We start from the raw sequence: 19,835 nt of genomic DNA on the forward strand, positions 1-19,835 counted from the left end.
ACCCGATCCATGAAACTGACACCTCCGGCGCAGGCGCCGAAAGCCGACGCCCGCCCGCAATCCGACACGCATCACGGCATCACGCGAACGGACGATTATGCCTGGCTTCGCGATCCCGACTGGCGCGAGGTGATGCGCGCGCCCGAAAAGCTGGCGCCCGACATCCGCTCCTATATCGAGGCAGAGAACGCCTATACGGACGAGGCGCTGGCTCCGCTCGCCGCGCTGCGCGAGACGCTCTTTGCCGAGATGAAGGGACGCATCAAGGAAGAGGACAGCTCCGTTCCCGCGCCCGATGGCGCCTATGCCTATTTCACGCGCTACCGGGAAGGCGCGCAGCAGCCGGTCTTCGCGCGGAGGCAGCCGGACGGCACGGAGGAAACGCTTCTCGACTGCAACGCCGAAGCTGAGGGCGAAGCCTATTTCCGCATCGGCGATGCCGATCATTCGCCCGATCATCGCCTCCTCGCATGGTCGGCCGACCGCAAGGGTTCGGAATATTTCAGCCTGCGCCTGCGCGATCTTTCGACGGGCAAGGACCTCGCCGACGAGGTGCCCGACACATCGCCCGGCATTGCCTGGGACGCGGCGGGCAAGAGCTTTCTCTATGTGCATGTGGACGAGGAGCACCGGCCGCTCAAGGTCTTCCGCCACATCGTCGGCACGCCCGCAGCCGAAGACCAGCTCGTCTATGAGGAAAGCGATATCGGCTTTTATGTCGGCGTCGGCAAGACGCAGAGCGGGCGCTATCTCGTCATCGACACGCATGACCACCAGACGAGCGAGCTTCGCCTCATCCCGGCCGATGCGCCCGACACGCCGCCTCGGCTCGTCAGCGCGCGGGAGCATGGTGTCGAATACGACATCGAGCATGACGAGGCACGCGGGCGCTTTCTCATTCTCACCAATGCCAATGGCGCGGAGGACTTCAAGCTCGTCGAAGCGCCCGTAGCGGCGCCGGAGCGGGCGAACTGGCGCGATGTGGTGCCGCATCGCCCCGGAACGCTCATCCTCTCGCATGTCGCCTATCGCGACCACCATGCGCGCATGGAACGGCGCGACGGGCTTCAGCGCATCGTCATCCGGCGCCTCGCCGATGGAAGCGAGCACGAGATCGCCTTCGACGAGGAAGCCTACGATCTCAATCTCGCGCCCGGCTATGAATACGACACGGCGACGACGCGCTTTTCCTACAACTCCATGACGACGCCGTCCGAAGTCTATGACTACGACATGGAGACGCGGGCGCGCGTGCTGCGGAAGCGGCAGGAAGTGCCTTCCGGCCACAACCCCGCCGACTATGTGACGCGGCGCATCTTCGCCACGGCGGCGGATGGCGAGCGGGTGCCGATCTCGCTTCTCTACGCCCGGACGACGAAGCTCGACGGCAGCGCGCCATGCCTTCTCTACGGCTATGGCTCCTACGGCATCAGCATTCCCTCATCCTTCTCGGTCACCGCGCTCTCGCTCGTCGATCGCGGCTTCGTCTATGCGATCGCGCATATTCGCGGCGGGATGGAAAAGGGCTATCGCTGGTACACGGACGGAAAGCTGCTGAAGAAGCGCAACACCTTCGCCGACTTCATCGCCGCGGGCGAGCATCTCGCGAAGGAAGGCTTCACCGCGCGCGGCAGGATCGTCGGCCATGGCGGCAGCGCGGGCGGCATGCTCATGGGCGCGGTCGCCAATATGGCGCCCGATCTCTTCAACGGCATCATCGCGGAAGTGCCCTTCGTCGATGTGCTGGCGACGATGCTGGATGCCTCGCTGCCGCTCACGCCGCCCGAATGGCACGAATGGGGCAACCCCATCGAGAATGAGGAAGCCTATCGCTACATGGCCTCCTACAGCCCCTATGACAATGTGCGGGCGCAAGCCTATCCGCACATTTTCGCGCTTGGCGGCCTCACCGATCCGCGCGTCACCTATTGGGAGCCCGCCAAATGGGCGGCGAAGCTCCGCGCGTTGCGCACCGATGCGCGGCTCACACTACTCCGCATCAACATGGAAGCGGGACATGGCGGCGCATCGGGCCGTTTTGAAAGGCTGAAGGAAGTCGCGCTCGTCTATGCCTTCGCGTTGGGCATTTCCGAGCGCGCCTGATCGCGCCGCTCGTCCGCGCTCACCCCTCGAAGGGCGCGCATGTCGCCTTCTTCCGCACTTCGTCGAGCGCGGGAAAAGCCTCAGGGCTTTCCACGACGCGGCGGACGAGGACGAGCCCGTTCTCCGTCGGCGCCTCGATCACTTCGACACCGGCGGGCACGGAGGCGGGCTTCGCCGCGCCCGGCGCGACGACGATGGCATCGAGATCCCTGCCTTCGAGTTCGCGGTCGTTGCGGACGAAGTAATTGTCGGTCGCGGATGAATAGAACGCCACCGACGTGTAGGGCGCCGTCAGCGGCACATGCACGCGCACCGGCGTCTTCTGAAGGTCGAGCACACAGATCGAATATGCGAGATCGGGGCTCGGACGCACGACCGCCCGCGCGGTTGCGTCGGAAAGCGGCGGCTCGAGCATGAGGTTCGCTTGCGCATTGCCCGCTATTTTCGTCATGGCCTTCGACATGATGAAGCGCGGCAGTTCCCAGACTGTGGCCACATGGACAGCCGCCGCAACCGCGAGGGTCGCGAGCACGAAGATCGATAGACGCTTCATTTGCAGCTCTCCTTCACGATGCGCGGCAGCTCGGCGGCGGCGGGATTGGCGTAGACGGAGGCTTCCGGATTGTAGAAGCGCGCGGTGAGATCGAATTTCTCGCCCGCCTTCACGGGGAGCCAGTTGCCCTCCTGCTTCTCCGGCGAAACGCGGATGATGTAGCTTCCGTCCGCTTCGCGCTTCACCGTCGTCTGTGCATAGGAATAGATGTTCGCCTCATTGGGAATGAGGAAACTGTCCGGCCCATAGGCGGTGATGCTCCACCAGCGCGTGGCGAGATCCTTGCCCTCGACGCGGTAGGTGCAGCTCCCCGAAAGCTCGCCACCGTCGCTGTCGTGCAGCGCGGTGTAGTACATCGTCTCCTTCTTATCGAGCGCGAGGAGGCCGAAGAGCGCGACGCGGGCGCGCGTGTACATATCGGCCTCGGCGCTGCCGAAGCTCGTGCCCGTGCCCCAGGGCCCGACAGCGACGTTTCCGCTGAGCGCGCCATTTTTCAGTGTGTAGAAGGCGGAGCCGACGCCGAGCACGAGGCCCAGAGCCAGAACGCCGCCCCAGAAGGCGATGGCTTTCATGTTCAACATTCTCCCCGGACGCGGCCGGATAGCGATCAACCTGCCGTATTTCCATGCCGTACATCCGGCAGAATCGGCACCTGCCGCAAACCTAGCGCCACCTGCCGCAGAGGCAGATCGAAACTTTAGGAAATTCCGCGATACGGAATTAGACTTCCGCTGACACCGGGAGGAAAGACAGAATGAATAACAGCGCGACGGACAAGGCGCCCATCGAACCCGTGATCCGGGCGCTGCGGCTTCTCGAAGCGCTGAACGGGGAAACGGTGATGCCGCTCGGCAGGCTCCATGAAGAAACGGGCCTGCCGAAGCCGACGCTCGTGCGTCTGCTCGATACGCTGATCGCGGCCGGCTATGTGCGCCGTGTGTCGCGGCGGGCGGGCTACAGCCTCGCCGAGCGCGTGCTGCGCCTTTCGGGCGGTTTCCGCCACACCGACAGGGTGGTGGAGGCGGCGCGCCCCTTCCTCTATGCGCTCACCGCGAGGCACAAATGGCCGGTCGCACTCGCCACGTTCGATGGCGACGCCATGATCGTGCGCGCGGGCACGCGGCATGCGAGCCCCTTCAGCACCGATCCCGACTATCTCGACACGAGGCTTCCCATGCTCGTCTCGGCGCTGGGGCGGGCCTATCTCGCCTTCTGCCCCGACGAGGAGCGGGAGACGATCCTCGCCATGCTGCGCGCCTCCCCTGCCCGCGCCGACCGGACGGCGCGGGACGAGCGCGCGGTCATGCGCCTCCTTGCAACCATCCGTGCGCGCGGCTTCGCATCGACGGCGCCACTGCGCGGCGATCCCGCCACGGGGCTCGCGGTTCCCGTCATGCAGGGGCCGAATGTCGTCGCCTGCATGACCATGCGCTATTTCGGCTCCGCCATGAGCGAGGAGGAAGCGGCACGGCGCTACCTCGGCTCGATGCGCGACGCGGCGGCCGCCATCGCCTCGACGCTCGACGAAAAACCCGCCTAGAGCCGCGTGATCGTGATCCCGACCTTGCCCGGCACGTCGGCATGGACAAGCACGGACTGGTTCTCATCCCGGCGCGTGACGTCGCCGCCTTCGACCTCGATCGCAAAACCGTTCGGATATTGCAGCTTCGGCACGAAGATTTCCGTCTCGCCCTCGCCCGTCGCCTCATAGACGAAGCGGAAGGCGCCTGTCTCGCGCTTGAACTTCATCTTGAGCGGGCGGCCGGCAATGGCGCGGGCATAGGGGCGCACGAAGCCTTCGAGCGCGCGGCCGCCGCTGTTGATGTCGTTCGAGTTGCCGCGCTGGTCGACCGAGTAGATGGAGAGATCCTCCTGGTTCCAGCCATCGCCGACCGCCTGATCGTTGCGGTTCGACGCCGTGTAGTTCCACTGCGTCGAGGAGATGAGCAGCGTGTCGAGCGCGTTGTACATGAGATCGAGCGCGATGACATGGCGCTCCCAGGGCTTCGGGCCATGATCGCCGGCAGCCCACGCCTTGTAGGCTGCGGCGTGATCGAGATCGAAGGGGATGCCGAATTCGCCGATGAGCGTCGGCGCGCCGGTGCCGTCATTGAGCGTCTTCGCCGTTTCCTTGATGAAGCCGAGCTGGCGCGTATAGGCGCCCTCGATCGCTTCAGCACCCTCGAGCGTGCGGCCCGAATAGGGGTTCACCCAGACCGGAAAATTGAACTCCTTCGTCGAGAGGGTGACGACGTCGTACCAGTGGCTCGCATTGACGGTGCCGCGCGGCGCGTCCGCCGGAAAGCCGTGGCCGACACGCGCCGCGTCGAGTTCCGCAAAGAGCAGCCAGTCGGGATCGATGGCGCGGATGCGCTCGGCGACGCGGTGGAAGAAGGGCGACATGAAATCATGCTCCATATCGACCTTGCGCCCGTTCCGCATGACGAAGAATTCCTCGTCCACGGCCTCGATGCTGTCGCCCGAGAGCCTGTAGGCGCCCGCGCGCTCGAAGGGGCACTCACTGCCATCGAGCCAGATCGGCACGCGCCCTCCATTCACCCGCACATCGCCCGCGGGCACGACCTTCCCCTGCTGCCTGTCGACCTTGAGATCGGGAATGTCGCGCGTAAGGCCGCGCGCGACGGCGAGCCCGTCGAGCGCCGACCAGGCAAGGCCGGGGCGCGGCGGAAAGCGGTTGAACTCGCTCGGCGCGACATGGCGGTAGCTCAGGCGCTGTTCGACATAGCCCGAGCCCGGCTCGTTGAGGGAGTCGAAGCCCATGACATTGCTCATCCCCTTCAGGCGATGGGCCACGGCCTCCATGGCGCCGAGATAGTGCTCCTGGAGGAAGTCCTGCACGTTCCGCCCCTCGACCATGAAGTCGGGGCAGAAGGTCCGGCCGGCGAAGAAGAAGGTCCACATCAGCGCGTTGGCCGGGTAGCGGTAGTTCTGCGACCAGGTCATGGTCGGATAGCGCTCTTCCTGCCTGCCGCCCCGTGCGAAATCATATTTGTACTGCATCACATGGGCGGCGCCCGCCGCATGGAACTTCGTGAAGTCGAGGCCCACCGCCTCGAAAAGCCAGCCCGGCGCGCCGTCGCCGCCCGTCATCCGGCTCCAGACGTCCTGATGGAAATCGACGAAGACGAACATTCCATGGTCGTCGGCCATTCGGCAGAGCGTAGCGAAATAATCGAGATAGGCCTCGTCATATTGTACGGGCCCGGCATGTTCCACGGCTTCCCAGGTGGTGAGCAGGCGCAGGCAGTTGAAGCCCCAGGCTTTCAGCCGGGCGAAGTGCTCCGCCGCCTCGTCGAGCGGAAACGGGCGGCCGATGAAGGAAACCGTGCGGTGGTCGGAGAAGTCCGTGGGGAGATTGGTGTGGCCGTTCGGCGTGAAAGGCACCTTGCAGTCGCCGCCCAGATTGACCCCGCGCAGGATATGCGTCCGGCGATCCTCGCCTACGAACCATTCCCCGTCGATCTGCAATCTCGGCAACGTCATGTGATCCCTCCCCGGTTATCTCCGTTCAGGATAACCTCATGGGCCGTCAGCACAACGGGCGGCCGCGATGCCTGTCGGCCATGCCCGGGGCGAAACTTATCCACAGGCGCGGCGGTGCGTCGATTCGGCCACCAACGGCAAAAATGTGCCGCAACGGTTCGACCTGGCGGGACGGCTGCACTAGACTGCGCCCCTCACCAATTTACGAGAGCGTATGAGCAGTCTTCCGCCGCTTCCGGCGCAGCCTTCGGGCACACCCTGGCCCACGGACGAATGGCCCATCGGCGATCTCCACGCGAGCGCCGACCAGGCGAAACTCGCCCGGCTCGTCGATCACGCCTTTGCCGCCACGCCCCCTGAGGATCTCGGCGAAACGCAGGCGCTCGTCGTTATCCAGCACGGAAGGCTCGTTCTGGAGCGCTACGGGGCCGGATACGGGCCCGATGTCACCTGCCATTCCTGGTCGATGGCCAAGAGCATCACGCAGGCGCTGGTGGGCTTTCTCGTCGACGAGGGTAAACTCGACATCATGCAACCTGCGGATGTGCGGGAATGGCGCGAACGGGCCGGCGATCCGCGCCGTGCCATCACGCTCGACCTTTTGCTGCGCATGTCGAGCGGCCTTGCCTTTGTCGAGGATTATGCGCCGGACCACCCCTCGGACGTGATCGAGATGCTCTGGGGCAAGGGCAAGGACGATGTGGCCCATTTCGCCTCTTCCTTCCCGCTCGCTCATGCGCCGGGGAGCTTTTTTTCCTATTCCAGCGGGACGACGAACATAGTCAGCCGCTGCGCCTCGCAGGCTGCCGACGCTTTCGGGCCGGATTTCGAGGCTTTCATGCGCCGGCGGCTCCTCGACCCCCTCGGAATGAGGTCCGCGAGGCCCAAATTCGACAAGGCGGGCACTTTTATCGGCTCTTCCTTCTGTTTTGCGACCCCCCGGGACTTCGCCCGCTTCGGCCTTCTCTACCTCAGAGGCGGGGTTTGGGAGGGAAAAAGGTTGCTTCCCGGCCGCTGGATCGACTATGCACGAACGCCCACCTGGCAGCAGCCGACTGAGGATGGGCCCTACGGTGCGCATTGGTGGCTCGGCCTGGCGGGTCCGGGTTCCTTCTCCGCGCAAGGCTACGACGGGCAATACATCGTCCTCGTGCCGCAACTCGACATGGTCCTCGTGCGTAACGGCAAGACACCCGCCGCGATGAAGAACAATGTCAAACGCTGGCTTGCCGACATCGCTGATTGTTTCCGAAACTGAACAAGTGAAATTGAATGATGGCAGAGAGTGAGTTTGAACGCGCATTGCAACGGCTGGACGAAGCGGCGCGCCATGTGGAAATTTCTCCCGATACGATGGAGCGGCTCCGACTGCCGCGCGAGCTGTTGCAGGCTCGCCTCACCATCCGCATGGATGACGGCTCGCTGAAATCGTTCGAAGCCTGGCGCTGCCGCTACGACGATTCCTGCGGCCCGACCAAGGGCGGCATTCGCTTTCATCATCTCTCCACGGCCGACGAGGTCGAGGCGCTGGCCTTCTGGATGACCGTCAAATGCGCCGTGGCCGGACTTCCCTATGGCGGCGGCAAGGGCGCCGTCCGGGTCGATCCGCGCGATCTTTCGGTGACGGAACTCGAGCGCCTGTCTCGCGCCTATATCCGCGCCTTCGCCCGCTTCATCGGGCCGGACCGCGACATTCCGGCGCCGGACGTGGCGACGAATGCCACGATCATGGGCTGGATGGCCGATGAATATAACCAGATCGTCGGCCAGGTCGTGCCCGGCGTCATCACTGGCAAGCCGCTCGCGCTGGGCGGCTCGCTCGGCCGCGACGACGCGACGGCCCGCGGCGGCTTCAACCTTCTGGAGCATCTTTGCGGCCGTCTCGACCTCGACAACGGTCCGCGCCGCGCGGTGATCCAGGGCTTCGGCAATGCCGGCGCGCACATGGCGCGGCTTCTCGTCGACAGCGGCTGGACCATCGTCGCCGCCAGCGATTCGGGCGGCGCGATCTTCAATCCGCAGGGCCTCGATGTCGCGGCGCTGGAGAAGCTCAAGGCGTCCGGCATGTCGGTCCGCAACGGCGCGACCGGCGCGACGCGCCAGATCGACCCCGACGAGATGCTGAGCGTCGATTGCGAGCTGCTGGTGCCCGCAGCCTTCCAGGACCTCATCCATGAGGGCAATGCCGAACGCATCCGCGCCAAGGTCGTTCTCGAACTCGCCAACGGCCCGGTCACGCCGGAAGCCGACGCGCTTCTGCACAAGGCGGGCGTCACCGTCATTCCGGACATTCTCGCCAATTCCGGCGGCGTCACCGTTTCCTATTTCGAGTGGGTGCAGAACCGCCAGGGCGAACGCTGGACGCTGGAGCGCGTGCACCGCGAACTCGAAAACCGGATGAACGCCCAGGGCGACATCGTCTGGAAGGTGGCGGAGACGCGCAAGGTGCCGCTCCGCACGGCCGCCTATATCGTCGGCCTCGGCCGCCTGACCTCCGCCATCGAAGCGACGACGGCGGTGATCTCGCCGGTCGCCGAGACGGCGGGCCGCCGGGCTGCCGTCTGAATGGCTTCGGCCGGGGAGATGTGAGGTTGGACAACGTCCTCCCCTTCCCGGCCGATCTCGTGACCGGACACGACCGCCGCAGGCTCATGGCCGCGGCGGACGGCTCTCCCCTCGATCTCGAATTTCGCCATGACGCGGCGCATGGGTTCAGCGTGCTTGTGCTGCGTTGCGGGCAGTTCGATCCTTGCTACCGGCTGAAAAAGACTGGCGAGGGCTGGGAAGCGATCGACCTTGCCCCCGACGCGGGCGAGGCAGTTGCCTTCGAGGCAAGGCGGCCGGACGATCTCTTCCGCCTCATCGCCCTGAGCCGATAGCGCGGCCTCCTTCCGGGGCCGGCAATTCCCGCAGGCGGTTTTTCCAAATCCGCCCTATGCTTTCTCCACCATATGCGGAGGAGGAATGCCGATGAACGTCGCTGCGAAGATCGCCCGGCCGGAAGATGTGGGACTGAGTTCCGCACGCCTTGCCGCCATTCCCGACTATTTCGGCTCCTATGTTGCGAAGGGAAAAGTCGCGGGCATCTCGACGCTCGTCGCGCGTCATGGCGAGATCGCGCATTTCGAAACGATCGGGCAGCGGGACAGCGAAAGCGGGCTGCCGCTCGAACGCGACTCGATCTTCCGCATCTATTCGATGACGAAGCCGATCACGAGCCTCGCGCTGATGATGCTCTATGAGGAGGGGCATTTTCAGCTCAACCATGCCGTCTCGCGCTACATCCCCGAATTCAAGGGCCTGCGCGTCTGGGCGGGCGGCACGCATGAGAAATACGAGACGAAGCCCGCCGCGCGCGAAATGACGATCCGCGATCTCCTCACCCACACATCGGGCCTCACCTATGGCTTCATGCCCGGGCATCCGGTGGCGAAGCTCTATCGCCAGCGCGGCATCGACGGCGCCGCGACCGGCGACATCACGCTCAAGGAAATGGTGGCGCGGCTTGCCGAATTGCCGCTTCTCTTCTCGCCCGGCGAACAGTGGAACTATTCCGTCTCGACCGATGTCTGCGGCTATCTCGTCGAAGTGCTCTCCGGCCGCCCACTCGACGAATTCCTTGCGAGCCGCATTTTCGCGCCGCTCGGCATGAACGATACGGGCTTTCACGTGCCGAAGGAAAAGCTCGGCCGCTTCACCACCAATTACGAAAAGGACTTCAGGACGCGCGCCGTCCGCGCCATCGACCGCGGCGACGAGACGAGCGTCTATGCGCGTCCGCGCAAGTTCCTCTCCGGCGGCGGCGGCCTCGTCTCGACGATGACGGATTATTGGCGCTTCTGTCAGATGATCCTCGATGGTGGCGTCTTCGAGGGCACGCGGCTCGTCTCGCCCAAGACCATCGAATTCATGTCGCTCAACCACCTGCCCGGCGGCAAGACCATGAAGGAGATGTCGACGGCGGCCTTCAGCGAGCTTGCGGGCGACGGCGCGGGCTTCGGGCTCGGATTTCAGGTGATCCTCGATCCGGCCGAGGCACAGGCCGTGGGCTCAGTCGGCAATCTTTCATGGGGCGGCGCCGCCTCCACCTATTTCTGGATCGACCCGGAAGAGGATCTCGTCGCCATTCTGATGACGCAGCTCATGCCGTCGAGCACCTATCCGCTGCGGCCGCAGCTTCAGCAGCTCGTCTATGCGGCGATAGAGGAGTGACGGCGCATCGCTCGTCCCAATCTCTTGCCGTCACCCCGGACTTGCCTGTCCCGGCGCAGGCCGGGATTCCGGGGTCCATGGCGGCAAGGTCGGCGCTAGGTGGCCCCTGGATGCCGGGACGAGCCCGGCATGACAAATAGGGACGAAGCGCTCGACCACGGGCTGACAATGAAAGAAATTCGTTTTCCCTGAATCTCACCCCGAACCTTCCACTCATGCCGCTCTGGATACCGCTTACCATCGCCGCCGCCTTCCTGCAGAACATGCGCTCGACGCTGCAGAAGCAACTCACGGGCGAGCTTTCCGCCGTCGCCGCGACCTATGTGCGCTTCGCCTTCGGGCTCCCTATCGCGGTTGTCTATCTCTGGAGCCTTGTGGCAATCACGGGGCATGAGCTACCCGCGCCCAACTGGACCTTCCTCTTCTATTGCATCGTGGGCGGGCTCGGGCAGATCTGGGGCACGGCGCTTCTCGTCGGGCTTTTCGCCTATCGCAATTTCGCCGTCGGCACGACCTACTCGAAAACAGAGACGGTGCAGGCAGCGCTTTTCGGCGTCATCGTGCTCGGCGACCGGCCGAGCCTCGGCGCCACCGCGGCGATCCTTGTGAGCCTTGCCGGCGTCATCGCCATCTCGATGGCGAAGTCGCATCTCACGCTTGCGAATTTCCTGCGCACCCTCAGCGACCGCGCGACGCTGATGGGCATCGGCTCGGGCGCGGGCTTCGGCATCGCCGCCGTCGCCTATCGCGCGGCGTCGCTCTCGCTCGGGCGCTCCGATTTCCTGATACCGGCCGGCTTCACGCTCGTCACCGTGCTCGTCATCCAGACCATCGTCATGACGATCTGGCTCGGCTGGCGCGAGCCCGCGCAACTCGCCGGCACGATGAGGAACTGGAAGGTCAGTTCCGGCGTCGGCATCGCGGGCTCGCTCGCGTCGATCGGATGGTTCACGGCGATGACGATCGAGAACGCCGCCTATGTGCGCGCGCTCGGCCAGATCGAGCTCGTCTTCACCTTCGCCTCCTCGCATTTTCTCTTTCGCGAAAAGACGGCGCGCCTCGAACTTGCGGGCATAGCGCTGGTGATCGGCGGGCTGCTGCTGTTGCTCTTCCTGCGCTGAACGCCGCCCGGTCAGACCGGCCGCTCGCCTGCAACCGTCGTGCGGTGCATGACGCGCAGATGGCCGTCATAGCCGCCATCGGCGTAATGAAGCGTGCAGCGATTGTCCCACATGGTGAGCATGTTCTCATGCCACTTGTGGCGATAGACGAATTCGTCCTTCGTCATATGCGTGTAGAGGTAGCCGAGAATGGCGGCGGATTCCTCCCGCTTCATGCCCTCGATGCCCAGCGTATAGACAGGGCTCACGAAGAGCGCCTTGCGGCCCGTCACCGGATGGGTGCGCACCAGCGGATGCGGAAAGGTTTTCTCCGCCTCCTTGCTCACGACGATCTCCATCGTGCGCTTTTCCTTTTCATGCGCGAAAATGCCATCGGTGCCATAGGGCAGCGCCGCCGAATGGATCGCCGTGAGCGTGCCGAGCACGCGCTTCATCTCGTCCGAAAGCGCGTCATAGGCGCGGTAGCAGTCGGCATAGAGCGTATCACCACCGACAGGAGGCACGACCTTGGAATGGAGGATGGTCGCGGCGGGCGGCGTTTCCTGGAAGCTCCAGTCCGAATGCCAGCCGGCGCCGAAATTGCGCGCCTTCTCGTCGGGCTCGCGGCGCAGTTCCAGAATATGCGGGCGCCCTTCCATCGGCTTGATGAAAGGATCGACGCCGAACGGCCCGATCTGAAGCGTGAACGCCTCAAGCTCGTCATGAGTAAGCGGCTGGTCCGGAAACCAGACGACGGAATGGCGCGCCCAGGCATCCTTCACCTCGGTGAGCACATTCGGGGCCAAGGGCTTCGAGAGATCGAGGCCCGTGATCGCCGCGCCAAAGCCGTTCTCGTTCGGCGTGACCGTGATCGCCGCTTTGCCAGCCATCGCTGCCGTCATGACGTCCTCCCTCATGGCCCTTCCTTGCGGGCTTTTGCTGTTGCGAGGCAGTCTGCCATGTACGGACGCGAAGGCAAGCCTGTGAAAGCTCAGCCGAGCGGCACGCCGCCGATGGTGATGCGGTGCAGAAGCCTTCTGCTGCCGTGATAGTCGTTCGCGGCGTAATGCCATGTCGCCCGATTGTCCCAGAAGGCGACCGAGCCCTCGCGCCACTGGAAGCGGCAGGTGAATTCCGGGCGGACCGCATGGGCGTAGAGGAAATCGAGAAGCGGCCTGCTTTCGAGCGGCGTCCAGCCCTCGAAATGCGTCGTGAAGGCCGGGTTCACGTAAAGCGCCTTACGCCCGCTCAGAGGATGGGTGATGATGACGGGATGCACCGCCTGGCCGATGAGGTTCTCGCCCTTGAAGCCGGCGCTCTGGTCGCTGTTCTTGTAGAAGCCGGCCGCGCCGAAGGCCATCGCATTGGAGTGCACGGCCTTGAGGCTTGAAAGCGTCTCTTTCAACCCGTCCGACAGCGCCTCATAGGCGGCATACATGTTGGAGAAGAGCGTGTCGCCGCCCTCCTTCGGCAGTACGCGCGCGACGAGGATCGAGCCCATGGCGGGCGAAGGATCGTAGGAAAGATCCCTGTGCCAACCACCGCCGATATTCGTTTTCTTCTCCTTCTCCTTCCCTACCTCCGCGATTTCCGGATACTCGCCATTGGCCGGGAAGAACTTGTTGATGTCGATCTCGCCCCAGCGACGCGCAAAGGCGATGTGATCCTCCGGCGTGAGCTGCTGATCGCGGAAGAAGATGACGCCGTAATCGCGATAGGCGTCGCGGATGATTTCCATATCGCTGTTGCTCGGCTTTCTGAGGTCGACCCCCAGCACCTCCGCGCCACAGCCCGCACTGAGCTTCCTTACCGTCGGCGTCTGGAATGACATCTTCCCGTCTCCTCCCGAATGTGACTCTAGCCGGCTTGAGGTTAGCCCCGAAGCGGGTGAAGATTGTCACTCTGGTAACATTCTGGATTTGTCATGCCCCGGGCAGGAAACCCGCAAGACCGCATTGCCGCCTCGCTCGCCCGCAATGGCTGGTTCCGCCGCCGGCCGGCCGAGCTTCGCCGCCGGCTCATCGAGCATATGCAGGTCTCGAACGTCGAGACGGGACGCTGGCTTTACGACACGGGCGATGAAGCGCACGGGCTTTACGGCGTGCTCAGCGGCTCGGTGACCACCTATGTCTGGCTCGACAATGGCGAGAATGTTCCCGTCAATATTTCGGGCCCGGGCAGCATTTTCGGCTATGCCGCGCAGGTTCTGGGCGGTCGGCGCGTGACCACGGCGGTGGCGCGGGAGCGCTCGGAAATTCTCTTCATCCCCCAGCAGGCGCTGGCCGCCATCGCCCGCGAGCTGCCCTCGCTCTGGCTTCACTTCGCGGAGCTTGCCACGGAGCAGCTCACAGCGGCCGTCAGGATCAACGCGGAGCGCGCGCGCCTTTCGCCTCAGGCGCGGCTCGCATCGAGACTTCATGCCTATGCGACGGTATGGGGCGATGGCGGCATGGCGGTGCTGCCGCTGCGGCAGGACGAGCTTGCCGAACTCACCGGGCTCTCGCGCAAGACCGTCAACGGCATCCTGCGCGATTTCGAGAAGCGCGGCATCGTCGCGCTCGGCTACAGGGAGATCACCGTTCGCGATGCGGACGGCCTCGCCCGCGTGGTGAAGATGGATGCCGGATCAGGTCCGGCATGACAGACAGGATGAATGCCGTTCCGCAAACTCTGCTGTCACCCCGGACGTGATCCCGGTTCCAAACTCGGCGTTCGTGCTTACTCGGCCGCGCGGGCGATGGAGATGCCCGCCATGCGGTTGAGCCTCGAAGCGATGATCTGCTCCGCCTCGGCGACGATGCGCGTGACGAGGTCCTTCACAGTCGGAATGTCGTGGATGAGACCCTGCACCATGCCGGCCGACCAGATGCCGTATTCGGGATCGCCCTGCTCATAGACGACGCGGCCGCGCGCGCCCGCGACGAGATGCGCGACGTCCTCGATCTTGGCGCCGCCCTTCTTCTCGATGGCGACGACTTCCTGGCTGACCACGTTCTTCGCGACGCGCGCCGTATTGTGCAGCGTACGGAAGATAAGGTCGGTCGAGCGTTCGTCATTGGCCACGATCTGCTCCTTCACCTTCTGGTGAATGGGGCTCTCGACCGTGCACATGAAGCGCGTGCCCATGTTGATGCCTTCGGCACCGAGCGCCAGCGCCGCCACCAGGCCGCGCGCATCGCCGAAGCCGCCCGAGGCGATCATCGGGATCTTCACCTTGTCGGCAGCAGCCGGAATGAGGATGAGGCCCGGAATGTCGTCCTCGCCGGGATGACCCGCGCACTCGAAGCCGTCGATCGAGATCGCGTCGACGCCCATGCGCTCGGCCGAAAGCGCATGACGGACCGCCGTGCACTTGTGGATGACCTTGATGCCGTGCTTCTTGAAGTCGTCGACATGCTCCTGCGGCTTGTAGCCCGCCGTCTCGACGATCTTGACGCCCGACTCGATGATCGCGGCGCGATATTCGGCATAGGGCGGCGGCTTCAGCGCCGGAAGGATGGTCAGGTTCACGCCGAACGTCTTGTCGGTCATCTCGCGGCAGCGCTTGATCTCCTTCGCCAGATCCTCGGGCGTCGGCTGCGTCAGCGCGGTGATGAAGCCGAGCGCGCCCGCATTAGCGACCGCCGCGACGAGTTCGGCGCGGCCGACCCACTGCATGCCGCCCTGCACGATCGGATGTTCGACGCCGAACAGTTCCGTAAATCTTGTCTTGAGCACGTTGTTTCTCCCTCAGATGGCCCGATGGCCCAATGATTTAGATGGCTCCCTTTCTAGCAGAATGGCGGATCGAACGGCACCCTGCATTCGCAGGCGCGCCCGCCCCTTCCCATTCCCCAGCGTCAGTGCGGGATTGCTTGAAATCCCCGGCGGACGGGTTCATCTTTCCGCGCAAACAGACAACGGGATGTTCAGCGATGAACAAAGACGGGGCCTTTGCGGGCGGCTGGGACGCCTATCGCATCTTTCTCGCAGTCGCAGAGACGCAGAGCCTTTCCGGCGCCGGCCGCAAGCTGAGGCTCAGCCATGCGACGGTGGGCCGCCACGTCGCCGCGCTCGAAAAGGAGCTTGGCACCAAGCTCTTCGTGCGCGAGCCGGCCGGCTATGCGCTGACGGCGGCGGGCGAGAGGCTGCGCGCCGAGGTCGAGCCCATGGCAATGGCCGCCGAACGCGCCGTCCGCGCCGCCACCGCGGATGACGGCGAGCCGCGCGGCACGGTTCGCATCTCCACCGCCCCTGGCATCGCAGGGCATTGGCTGGTGCCGCATCTGCCCGCCTTCCGCTCGCAATATCCGGGCATCGAACTCGAATTCGTGACCGAGTCCTGGCCTGCGAGCGTGCGCCGCCGCGAGGCCGATATCGTCATCAGGCTCTATGGGCCGGGCGAGGAAAACCTCGTCGGCCGCAAGATCGGGCGGCTCGGCGTCGCCTTCTACGCATCGAAGGATTATGCGGAGAAGCATGGCCTGCCCGCGCGGCGCGAAGAATGGGCCGATCACGTCATCCTCGGCTTCGCGGGATCGGCCGCGAACCAGGAGCTTGCCCGCTGGAGCCAGCATGTGACGCGCAACGCGCCGACGCATCTGCGCTTTTCCTCGCAACTCGACACGGCCTATGCGGCGCTGGCGGGCGTCGGCATCTCGGCGCTCACCTGCCTCACCGGCGACAGCTTTCCGCAACTCGTCCGCATCTCGCCGGAAAAGCTCTACAGCGCGACGGACATCTGGCTGTTGACGCATCCCGATCTCAAGGACACGCCGCCCGTGCGGGCGGCGGTCGATTTCATCGCCGCGAGAGCCAAGGCCGACAGGGCGCTTCTCGCCGGGCGATGATCATATGTGAACAGGCGCCTCGACATTTCTTGTGCGGACAGGCCGGGCGGCGCTGCCTAGTCTCTTGTCATCATTTTTACCAGGGATGAGGACTTCCCATGTCGCTGCCATCGCTTCTCAAGGACCGGCTGGAGCTTCCGGTGATCGGCTCGCCGCTCTTCATCGTCTCCGGTCCCGAACTTGTCATCGCCCAGTGCAAGGCGGGCATCGTCGGCTCGTTCCCGGCGCTCAATGCGCGACCCGCGCATGTGCTGGAAGAATGGATCAAGCGGATCAAGGGCGAGCTTGGCGAGTATCAGGCGAAGCACCCCGAGAAGAAGGTCGCGCCCTTCGCCGTCAACCAGATCTGCCATGCCTCGAACGACCGCCTCGCGCATGACGTCGAGGTCTGCACCAAGCTCGAAGTGCCGATCATCATCACCTCGCTCCGCCCGCCGGCGGAAGTCGTCGAGGCGGCGCATTCCTATGGCGGCCTCGTCTTCCACGACGTCATCAATGTGAAGCACGCGCGCAAGGCGGCCGAACAGGGCGTCGACGGGCTCATCCTCGTTTGCGCGGGCGCGGGCGGTCACGCGGGCACACTGTCGCCCTTCGCGCTGGTGCGCGAGGTGAAGCAGTGGTTCAAGGGAACGGTGCTCGTCTCGGGCTCGATCTCCGATGGATGGGGCATCGCCTCCGCCCTCGCGCTCGGCGCCGACCTCGCCTATATGGGCACCCGTTTCATCGCCACGCAGGAAGCCAATGCCGACGCCGCCTACAAGGAGGCGCTGATCGCGCATACGGCCGAGGACATCGTCTATTCCAACCTCTTCACCGGCGTGCATGGCAACTATCTCGCGCCGTCGATCGCGGCCGCCGGCCTCGATCCGCACGATCTACCCGCCGCCGACAAGTCGAAGATGAATTTCGGCTCGGGCGGCAACATGAAGTCGAAGGCGTGGAAGGATATCTGGGGCTCGGGTCAGGGCATCGGCCAGATCTCGGACGCGCCGCCCGTGGGCGAACTCGTTGCGCGCATGAAGAACGAATATGTGCAGGCGTGCCGCGAATTCGCCGAGCGCATGCCGCGCGAGGCGCTTGCGGGGCTCAAGGCCGCGGCGGAATAATCCCCGCACACAGGGCCACATGCGAAGGCGGCGGGAGCGATCCCGCCGCCTTTCATATGCGCTTGCCAAGCCGCCTCTCCCGTCGATCAATAGAACCATGACAGGCGCTCCCACCGTTTCGGCCCTTCGCATCTCGCGCGAGGAGATGTCGATCCTCATCCGGGGAGCGACCATCGACGTCGCGCCGCATCACCATCATGCGCTTCAGATCGCCGTGGCGCTCCGCACGCCATTCCATCTCTCTTGCGCGGGCGACGACCTCGCACTCGAAGGCGCGATCGTCGCGCCCGGCACGCCGCACCGGCTCGACAGTCGCGGCGGCGAGGTGGCCGTGCTGCTCGTCGAACCGGAACTCGCCGCCGCGCGCGAGGCAATGGCGCGATTGCTCGGCGGCAAAGCCTTCGCGCCCTTGCCGATGGAAGAGATGCGGCAGCTCCGCGCGGTCTGCCTCGGGGACGGGACGCCATCGCACGCGCATATGCTCGGCCTTCTCGCGCCCGGCACGCGAGACATGCCGGAACGCGACCCGCGCATCGCCGCGTTGCAGGAGCGGCTGCGCGCGCTTCCAGAAAAACGCGCCTCACTTGGCGCCATCGCGGCCGAAATGGGGCTCTCCGAAAGCCGCCTCACCCATCTCTTCAAGGAAGAAACGGGCGTTTCCTTCCGCCGCTATCTGCTCTGGCTCCGCCTCGGCGATGCGATGGCTCGCGCGCTGGCGGGCGCATCGCTCACGGATGCGGCCCATGCCACGGGTTTTGCGGACTCGGCGCATCTGAGCCGCACCTGCCGGGAAATGTTCGGCATCAATCCGCTCTCCGTCGCGCGCAATAGCCGGTTCGTTCAAGCGGGAAAGCGGGACGTCTCCTAGATTGCCTTCCGAAACGCAGAAGGAGACGCCCCATGCACAGCGAATTGCGCGCGGCCTATGACGCCGAGATGACCATCGCCAAGGCGCTCTACCGGGAACGGGATTACGAGCGCTGCCTCGCGCATCTCGAGCGCGCCCATATTCTCGGCCAGCGCAACTACATCCCCCATGTCGTCAATCACTACTGGATGCTGAAGGCTGGCTGGCAGAGGCGTGACATGCAAGAAGTGCTGGGCCAGATCGTCCGCATCATCGGCTCGGCCGGATCGCTTGTCGGCGCCGTGCCCATCGGCAATACCGGACGGGCGAATGTCAGCGCCATCAAGCCGATGCCGATCCCGGCAGATCTCGCCCGCCATTTCGAACGCATCAGACGAGATGGTGTTGCGCCGTCTCCTGCGGAAAATCGAGCGCATGGATCGTGAGCGCGGCGCTGGCCGTGAACATCGCGACATAGGTCACGATGACGGACATGACGAGCGCGACCATGATGCGCTCGGCGCGATGACGGATGACAAGCGGCATTTTCATCAGAGCCTCCCTTGAAGGCGCGGGGCGGAAAGGCCCGCTGCGCGCGGCTGGACATCGAGACAACCAAGACCTTTGAGCGTGACGCGCAGCGCCTGTTCGGCGGGCGTGTGGGGTTCCTCGCCGAGAAAGGCGACGAGCTTTCCGTTATCGAGCCGGAGGGGGTGCTTCCAGAGATAGCGCATCTCCAGAACCTCGCGGAACATCTCGACGAAGGGCGAAGCGAGCCAGACCGCGATCCAGGGAAAGCCGCGGATCGGGGCATCGGGAACGCCCGCCGCGCGGCGCGCCGCCTCGGCGATCTCGACGCCCCGCTCGAACCAGTGGCCGCCGAAATGGAAGACCTCGAAACCGCCGAGATCCTCCTCGCGCTCGACAAGGCGCACGATGGTTTCGGCAAGATCGGGAAGAAACGCCCAGGCGTGACCCACCTCGGGCCGGCCCGGATAGGTGATCGAACGGAGCGGCTTTCCCGCCTTCACGAGCCCCTGCCCGAACCAGTTATTGCCGCCACGCGGTCCGAAGAAATCTCCGGCACGAACGATCAGCACACGGAGCCCATGGGCGGAGGCTTCCCTGAGCCGCGCTTCCATTGCCACACGGATGGCGCCCTTGCACGTCTTCGGGCGCTGCGGTGCGCGCTCGTCCACGAGAGGGAAAGTCTCGGGGCCAAAATTGTAGACCGAACCGGGAAAGACGATCCGCGCATTCGCCTCCATCGCGGCGGCGATGGAGCTTTCGAGCATGGGGAGCGCCGTTCTGTTCCAGTTGCGATAGCCGGGCGGGTTGGCGCCATGGACGAGGAGGCTCACGCCCCGGGCGGCGGCGACCACATCGGCCGCGTTCATCGCATCGCCCTTCACCCATTCGACCGGACCGAGCCAGGCAAAATCGCGGGCGGCTTTTTCGGGATTGCGGTTGAGGGCGCGGATGCGCCAGCCCCGCGCGGCGAGGGCAAGGGCCGTTTCGCTGCCTATGCCGCCGGTGGCGCCGATGATGAGAGCTGTTCGGGTCATGTCCGATCTCCGGTTG

The 19,835-nt window shown here is 64.9% G+C and carries 20 protein-coding genes; 12 read left to right on the plus strand and 8 right to left on the minus strand.

From position 1 onward, the window contains the following. The first annotated feature begins 9 nt into the window (after positions 1-9). Entirely contained in the window at positions 10-2,103 is a 2,094-nt protein-coding gene (locus PKA57_RS00100; protein ID WP_324296882.1) for a S9 family peptidase, read from the plus strand. 19 nt (positions 2,104-2,122) lie between these two features. Here the strand turns inward: PKA57_RS00100 and PKA57_RS00105 are convergent, their stop codons facing one another. Continuing rightward, positions 2,123-2,656, minus strand: a complete 534-nt coding sequence (locus PKA57_RS00105; RefSeq protein ID WP_324296883.1) for a DUF1254 domain-containing protein — start codon at positions 2,654-2,656, stop codon at positions 2,123-2,125. Then, positions 2,653-3,228 carry a DUF1214 domain-containing protein gene (locus tag PKA57_RS00110; protein ID WP_324296884.1) on the minus strand — a complete coding sequence of 192 codons (576 nt, stop codon included), beginning with the start codon at positions 3,226-3,228 and terminating at the stop codon, positions 2,653-2,655. Before PKA57_RS00110 ends, PKA57_RS00105 begins: the two co-directional genes overlap by 4 nt. Positions 3,229-3,410: 182 nt before the next feature. On the opposite strand from PKA57_RS00110, the gene PKA57_RS00115 reads away from it, so the two are divergent. Then, positions 3,411-4,196, plus strand: coding sequence for a DNA-binding transcriptional regulator (locus PKA57_RS00115; RefSeq protein WP_324296885.1), 786 nt, complete (start codon positions 3,411-3,413; stop codon positions 4,194-4,196). Here the strand turns inward: PKA57_RS00115 and PKA57_RS00120 are convergent. Continuing rightward, on the minus strand, positions 4,193-6,160 hold the full coding sequence (locus tag PKA57_RS00120) for a cellulase family glycosylhydrolase (RefSeq protein WP_324296886.1): 1,968 nt from the start codon (positions 6,158-6,160) through the stop codon (positions 4,193-4,195). The genes PKA57_RS00115 and PKA57_RS00120 overlap by 4 nt on opposite strands. Before the next feature lie 214 nt (positions 6,161-6,374). Here PKA57_RS00120 and PKA57_RS00125 point away from each other — a divergent pair, with 214 nt between their 5' ends. The 5 genes from PKA57_RS00125 to PKA57_RS00145 all read left to right on the plus strand — a co-directional run bounded on the left by PKA57_RS00125 (position 6,375) and on the right by PKA57_RS00145 (position 11,493). Continuing rightward, positions 6,375-7,418, plus strand: coding sequence for a serine hydrolase (locus PKA57_RS00125; RefSeq protein WP_324296887.1), 1,044 nt, complete (start codon positions 6,375-6,377; stop codon positions 7,416-7,418). 14 nt (positions 7,419-7,432) lie between these two features. Then, entirely contained in the window at positions 7,433-8,725 is a 1,293-nt protein-coding gene (locus PKA57_RS00130; RefSeq protein ID WP_324296888.1) for a Glu/Leu/Phe/Val dehydrogenase, read from the plus strand. A gap of 26 nt (positions 8,726-8,751) precedes the next feature. After that, positions 8,752-9,039 (plus strand): hypothetical protein, encoded by a 288-nt coding sequence (locus tag PKA57_RS00135; RefSeq protein WP_324296889.1) that lies wholly within the window; start codon positions 8,752-8,754, stop codon positions 9,037-9,039. Positions 9,040-9,130: 91 nt separating this feature from the next. Continuing rightward, complete coding sequence (locus PKA57_RS00140) at positions 9,131-10,372, plus strand: serine hydrolase domain-containing protein (RefSeq protein WP_324296890.1); 1,242 nt, start codon at positions 9,131-9,133, stop codon at positions 10,370-10,372. Between the two features lie 215 nt (positions 10,373-10,587). Beyond that, on the plus strand, positions 10,588-11,493 hold the full coding sequence (locus tag PKA57_RS00145; protein WP_324296891.1) for a DMT family transporter: 906 nt from the start codon (positions 10,588-10,590) through the stop codon (positions 11,491-11,493). 11 nt (positions 11,494-11,504) lie between these two features. On the opposite strand, the gene PKA57_RS00150 is transcribed toward PKA57_RS00145, so the two are convergent. After that, entirely contained in the window at positions 11,505-12,374 is an 870-nt protein-coding gene (locus PKA57_RS00150) for a TauD/TfdA family dioxygenase (RefSeq protein ID WP_324296892.1), read from the minus strand. An 89-nt stretch (positions 12,375-12,463) separates the two neighbouring features. Further along, positions 12,464-13,303 (minus strand): TauD/TfdA family dioxygenase, encoded by an 840-nt coding sequence (locus PKA57_RS00155; RefSeq protein WP_324296893.1) that lies wholly within the window; start codon positions 13,301-13,303, stop codon positions 12,464-12,466. Between the two features lie 93 nt (positions 13,304-13,396). Between PKA57_RS00155 and PKA57_RS00160 the strand changes: the two genes are divergently transcribed. Further along, complete coding sequence (locus PKA57_RS00160) at positions 13,397-14,113, plus strand: Crp/Fnr family transcriptional regulator (protein WP_324296894.1); 717 nt, start codon at positions 13,397-13,399, stop codon at positions 14,111-14,113. 77 nt (positions 14,114-14,190) lie between these two features. Here PKA57_RS00160 and PKA57_RS00165 read toward each other — a convergent pair whose 3' ends face one another. Then, a complete protein-coding gene (locus PKA57_RS00165) occupies positions 14,191-15,189 on the minus strand; it encodes a nitronate monooxygenase family protein (RefSeq protein ID WP_324296895.1) in 999 nt (332 codons plus the stop codon). 197 nt (positions 15,190-15,386) lie between these two features. Between PKA57_RS00165 and PKA57_RS00170 the strand changes: the two genes are divergently transcribed. The 4 genes from PKA57_RS00170 to PKA57_RS00185 all read left to right on the plus strand — a co-directional run bounded on the left by PKA57_RS00170 (position 15,387) and on the right by PKA57_RS00185 (position 18,700). Continuing rightward, entirely contained in the window at positions 15,387-16,301 is a 915-nt protein-coding gene (locus PKA57_RS00170; protein ID WP_324296896.1) for a LysR family transcriptional regulator, read from the plus strand. 98 nt (positions 16,302-16,399) lie between these two features. Beyond that, positions 16,400-17,407 carry a nitronate monooxygenase family protein gene (locus PKA57_RS00175; RefSeq protein ID WP_324296897.1) on the plus strand — a complete coding sequence of 336 codons (1,008 nt, stop codon included), beginning with the start codon at positions 16,400-16,402 and terminating at the stop codon, positions 17,405-17,407. 97 nt (positions 17,408-17,504) lie between these two features. Beyond that, a complete protein-coding gene (locus tag PKA57_RS00180; protein WP_324296898.1) occupies positions 17,505-18,275 on the plus strand; it encodes an AraC family transcriptional regulator in 771 nt (256 codons plus the stop codon). Positions 18,276-18,307: 32 nt separating this feature from the next. After that, positions 18,308-18,700, plus strand: a complete 393-nt coding sequence (locus PKA57_RS00185) for a DUF3703 domain-containing protein (protein ID WP_324296899.1) — start codon at positions 18,308-18,310, stop codon at positions 18,698-18,700. Here PKA57_RS00185 and PKA57_RS00190 read toward each other — a convergent pair. Together PKA57_RS00190 and PKA57_RS00195 are read right to left on the minus strand one after the other, a co-directional pair. Next, a complete protein-coding gene (locus PKA57_RS00190) occupies positions 18,645-18,806 on the minus strand; it encodes a hypothetical protein (RefSeq protein ID WP_324296900.1) in 162 nt (53 codons plus the stop codon). The two genes, PKA57_RS00185 and PKA57_RS00190, sit on opposite strands and share 56 nt — an antisense overlap. Beyond that, complete coding sequence (locus tag PKA57_RS00195; protein ID WP_324296901.1) at positions 18,806-19,819, minus strand: SDR family NAD(P)-dependent oxidoreductase; 1,014 nt, start codon at positions 19,817-19,819, stop codon at positions 18,806-18,808. Before PKA57_RS00195 ends, PKA57_RS00190 begins: the two co-directional genes overlap by 1 nt. Between the last annotated feature and the right edge of the window lie 16 nt (positions 19,820-19,835).

Source organism: Parvibaculum sp., from assembly GCF_035325945.1.
In the GTDB taxonomy this organism is placed as follows: Bacteria; Pseudomonadota; Alphaproteobacteria; order Parvibaculales; family Parvibaculaceae; genus Parvibaculum.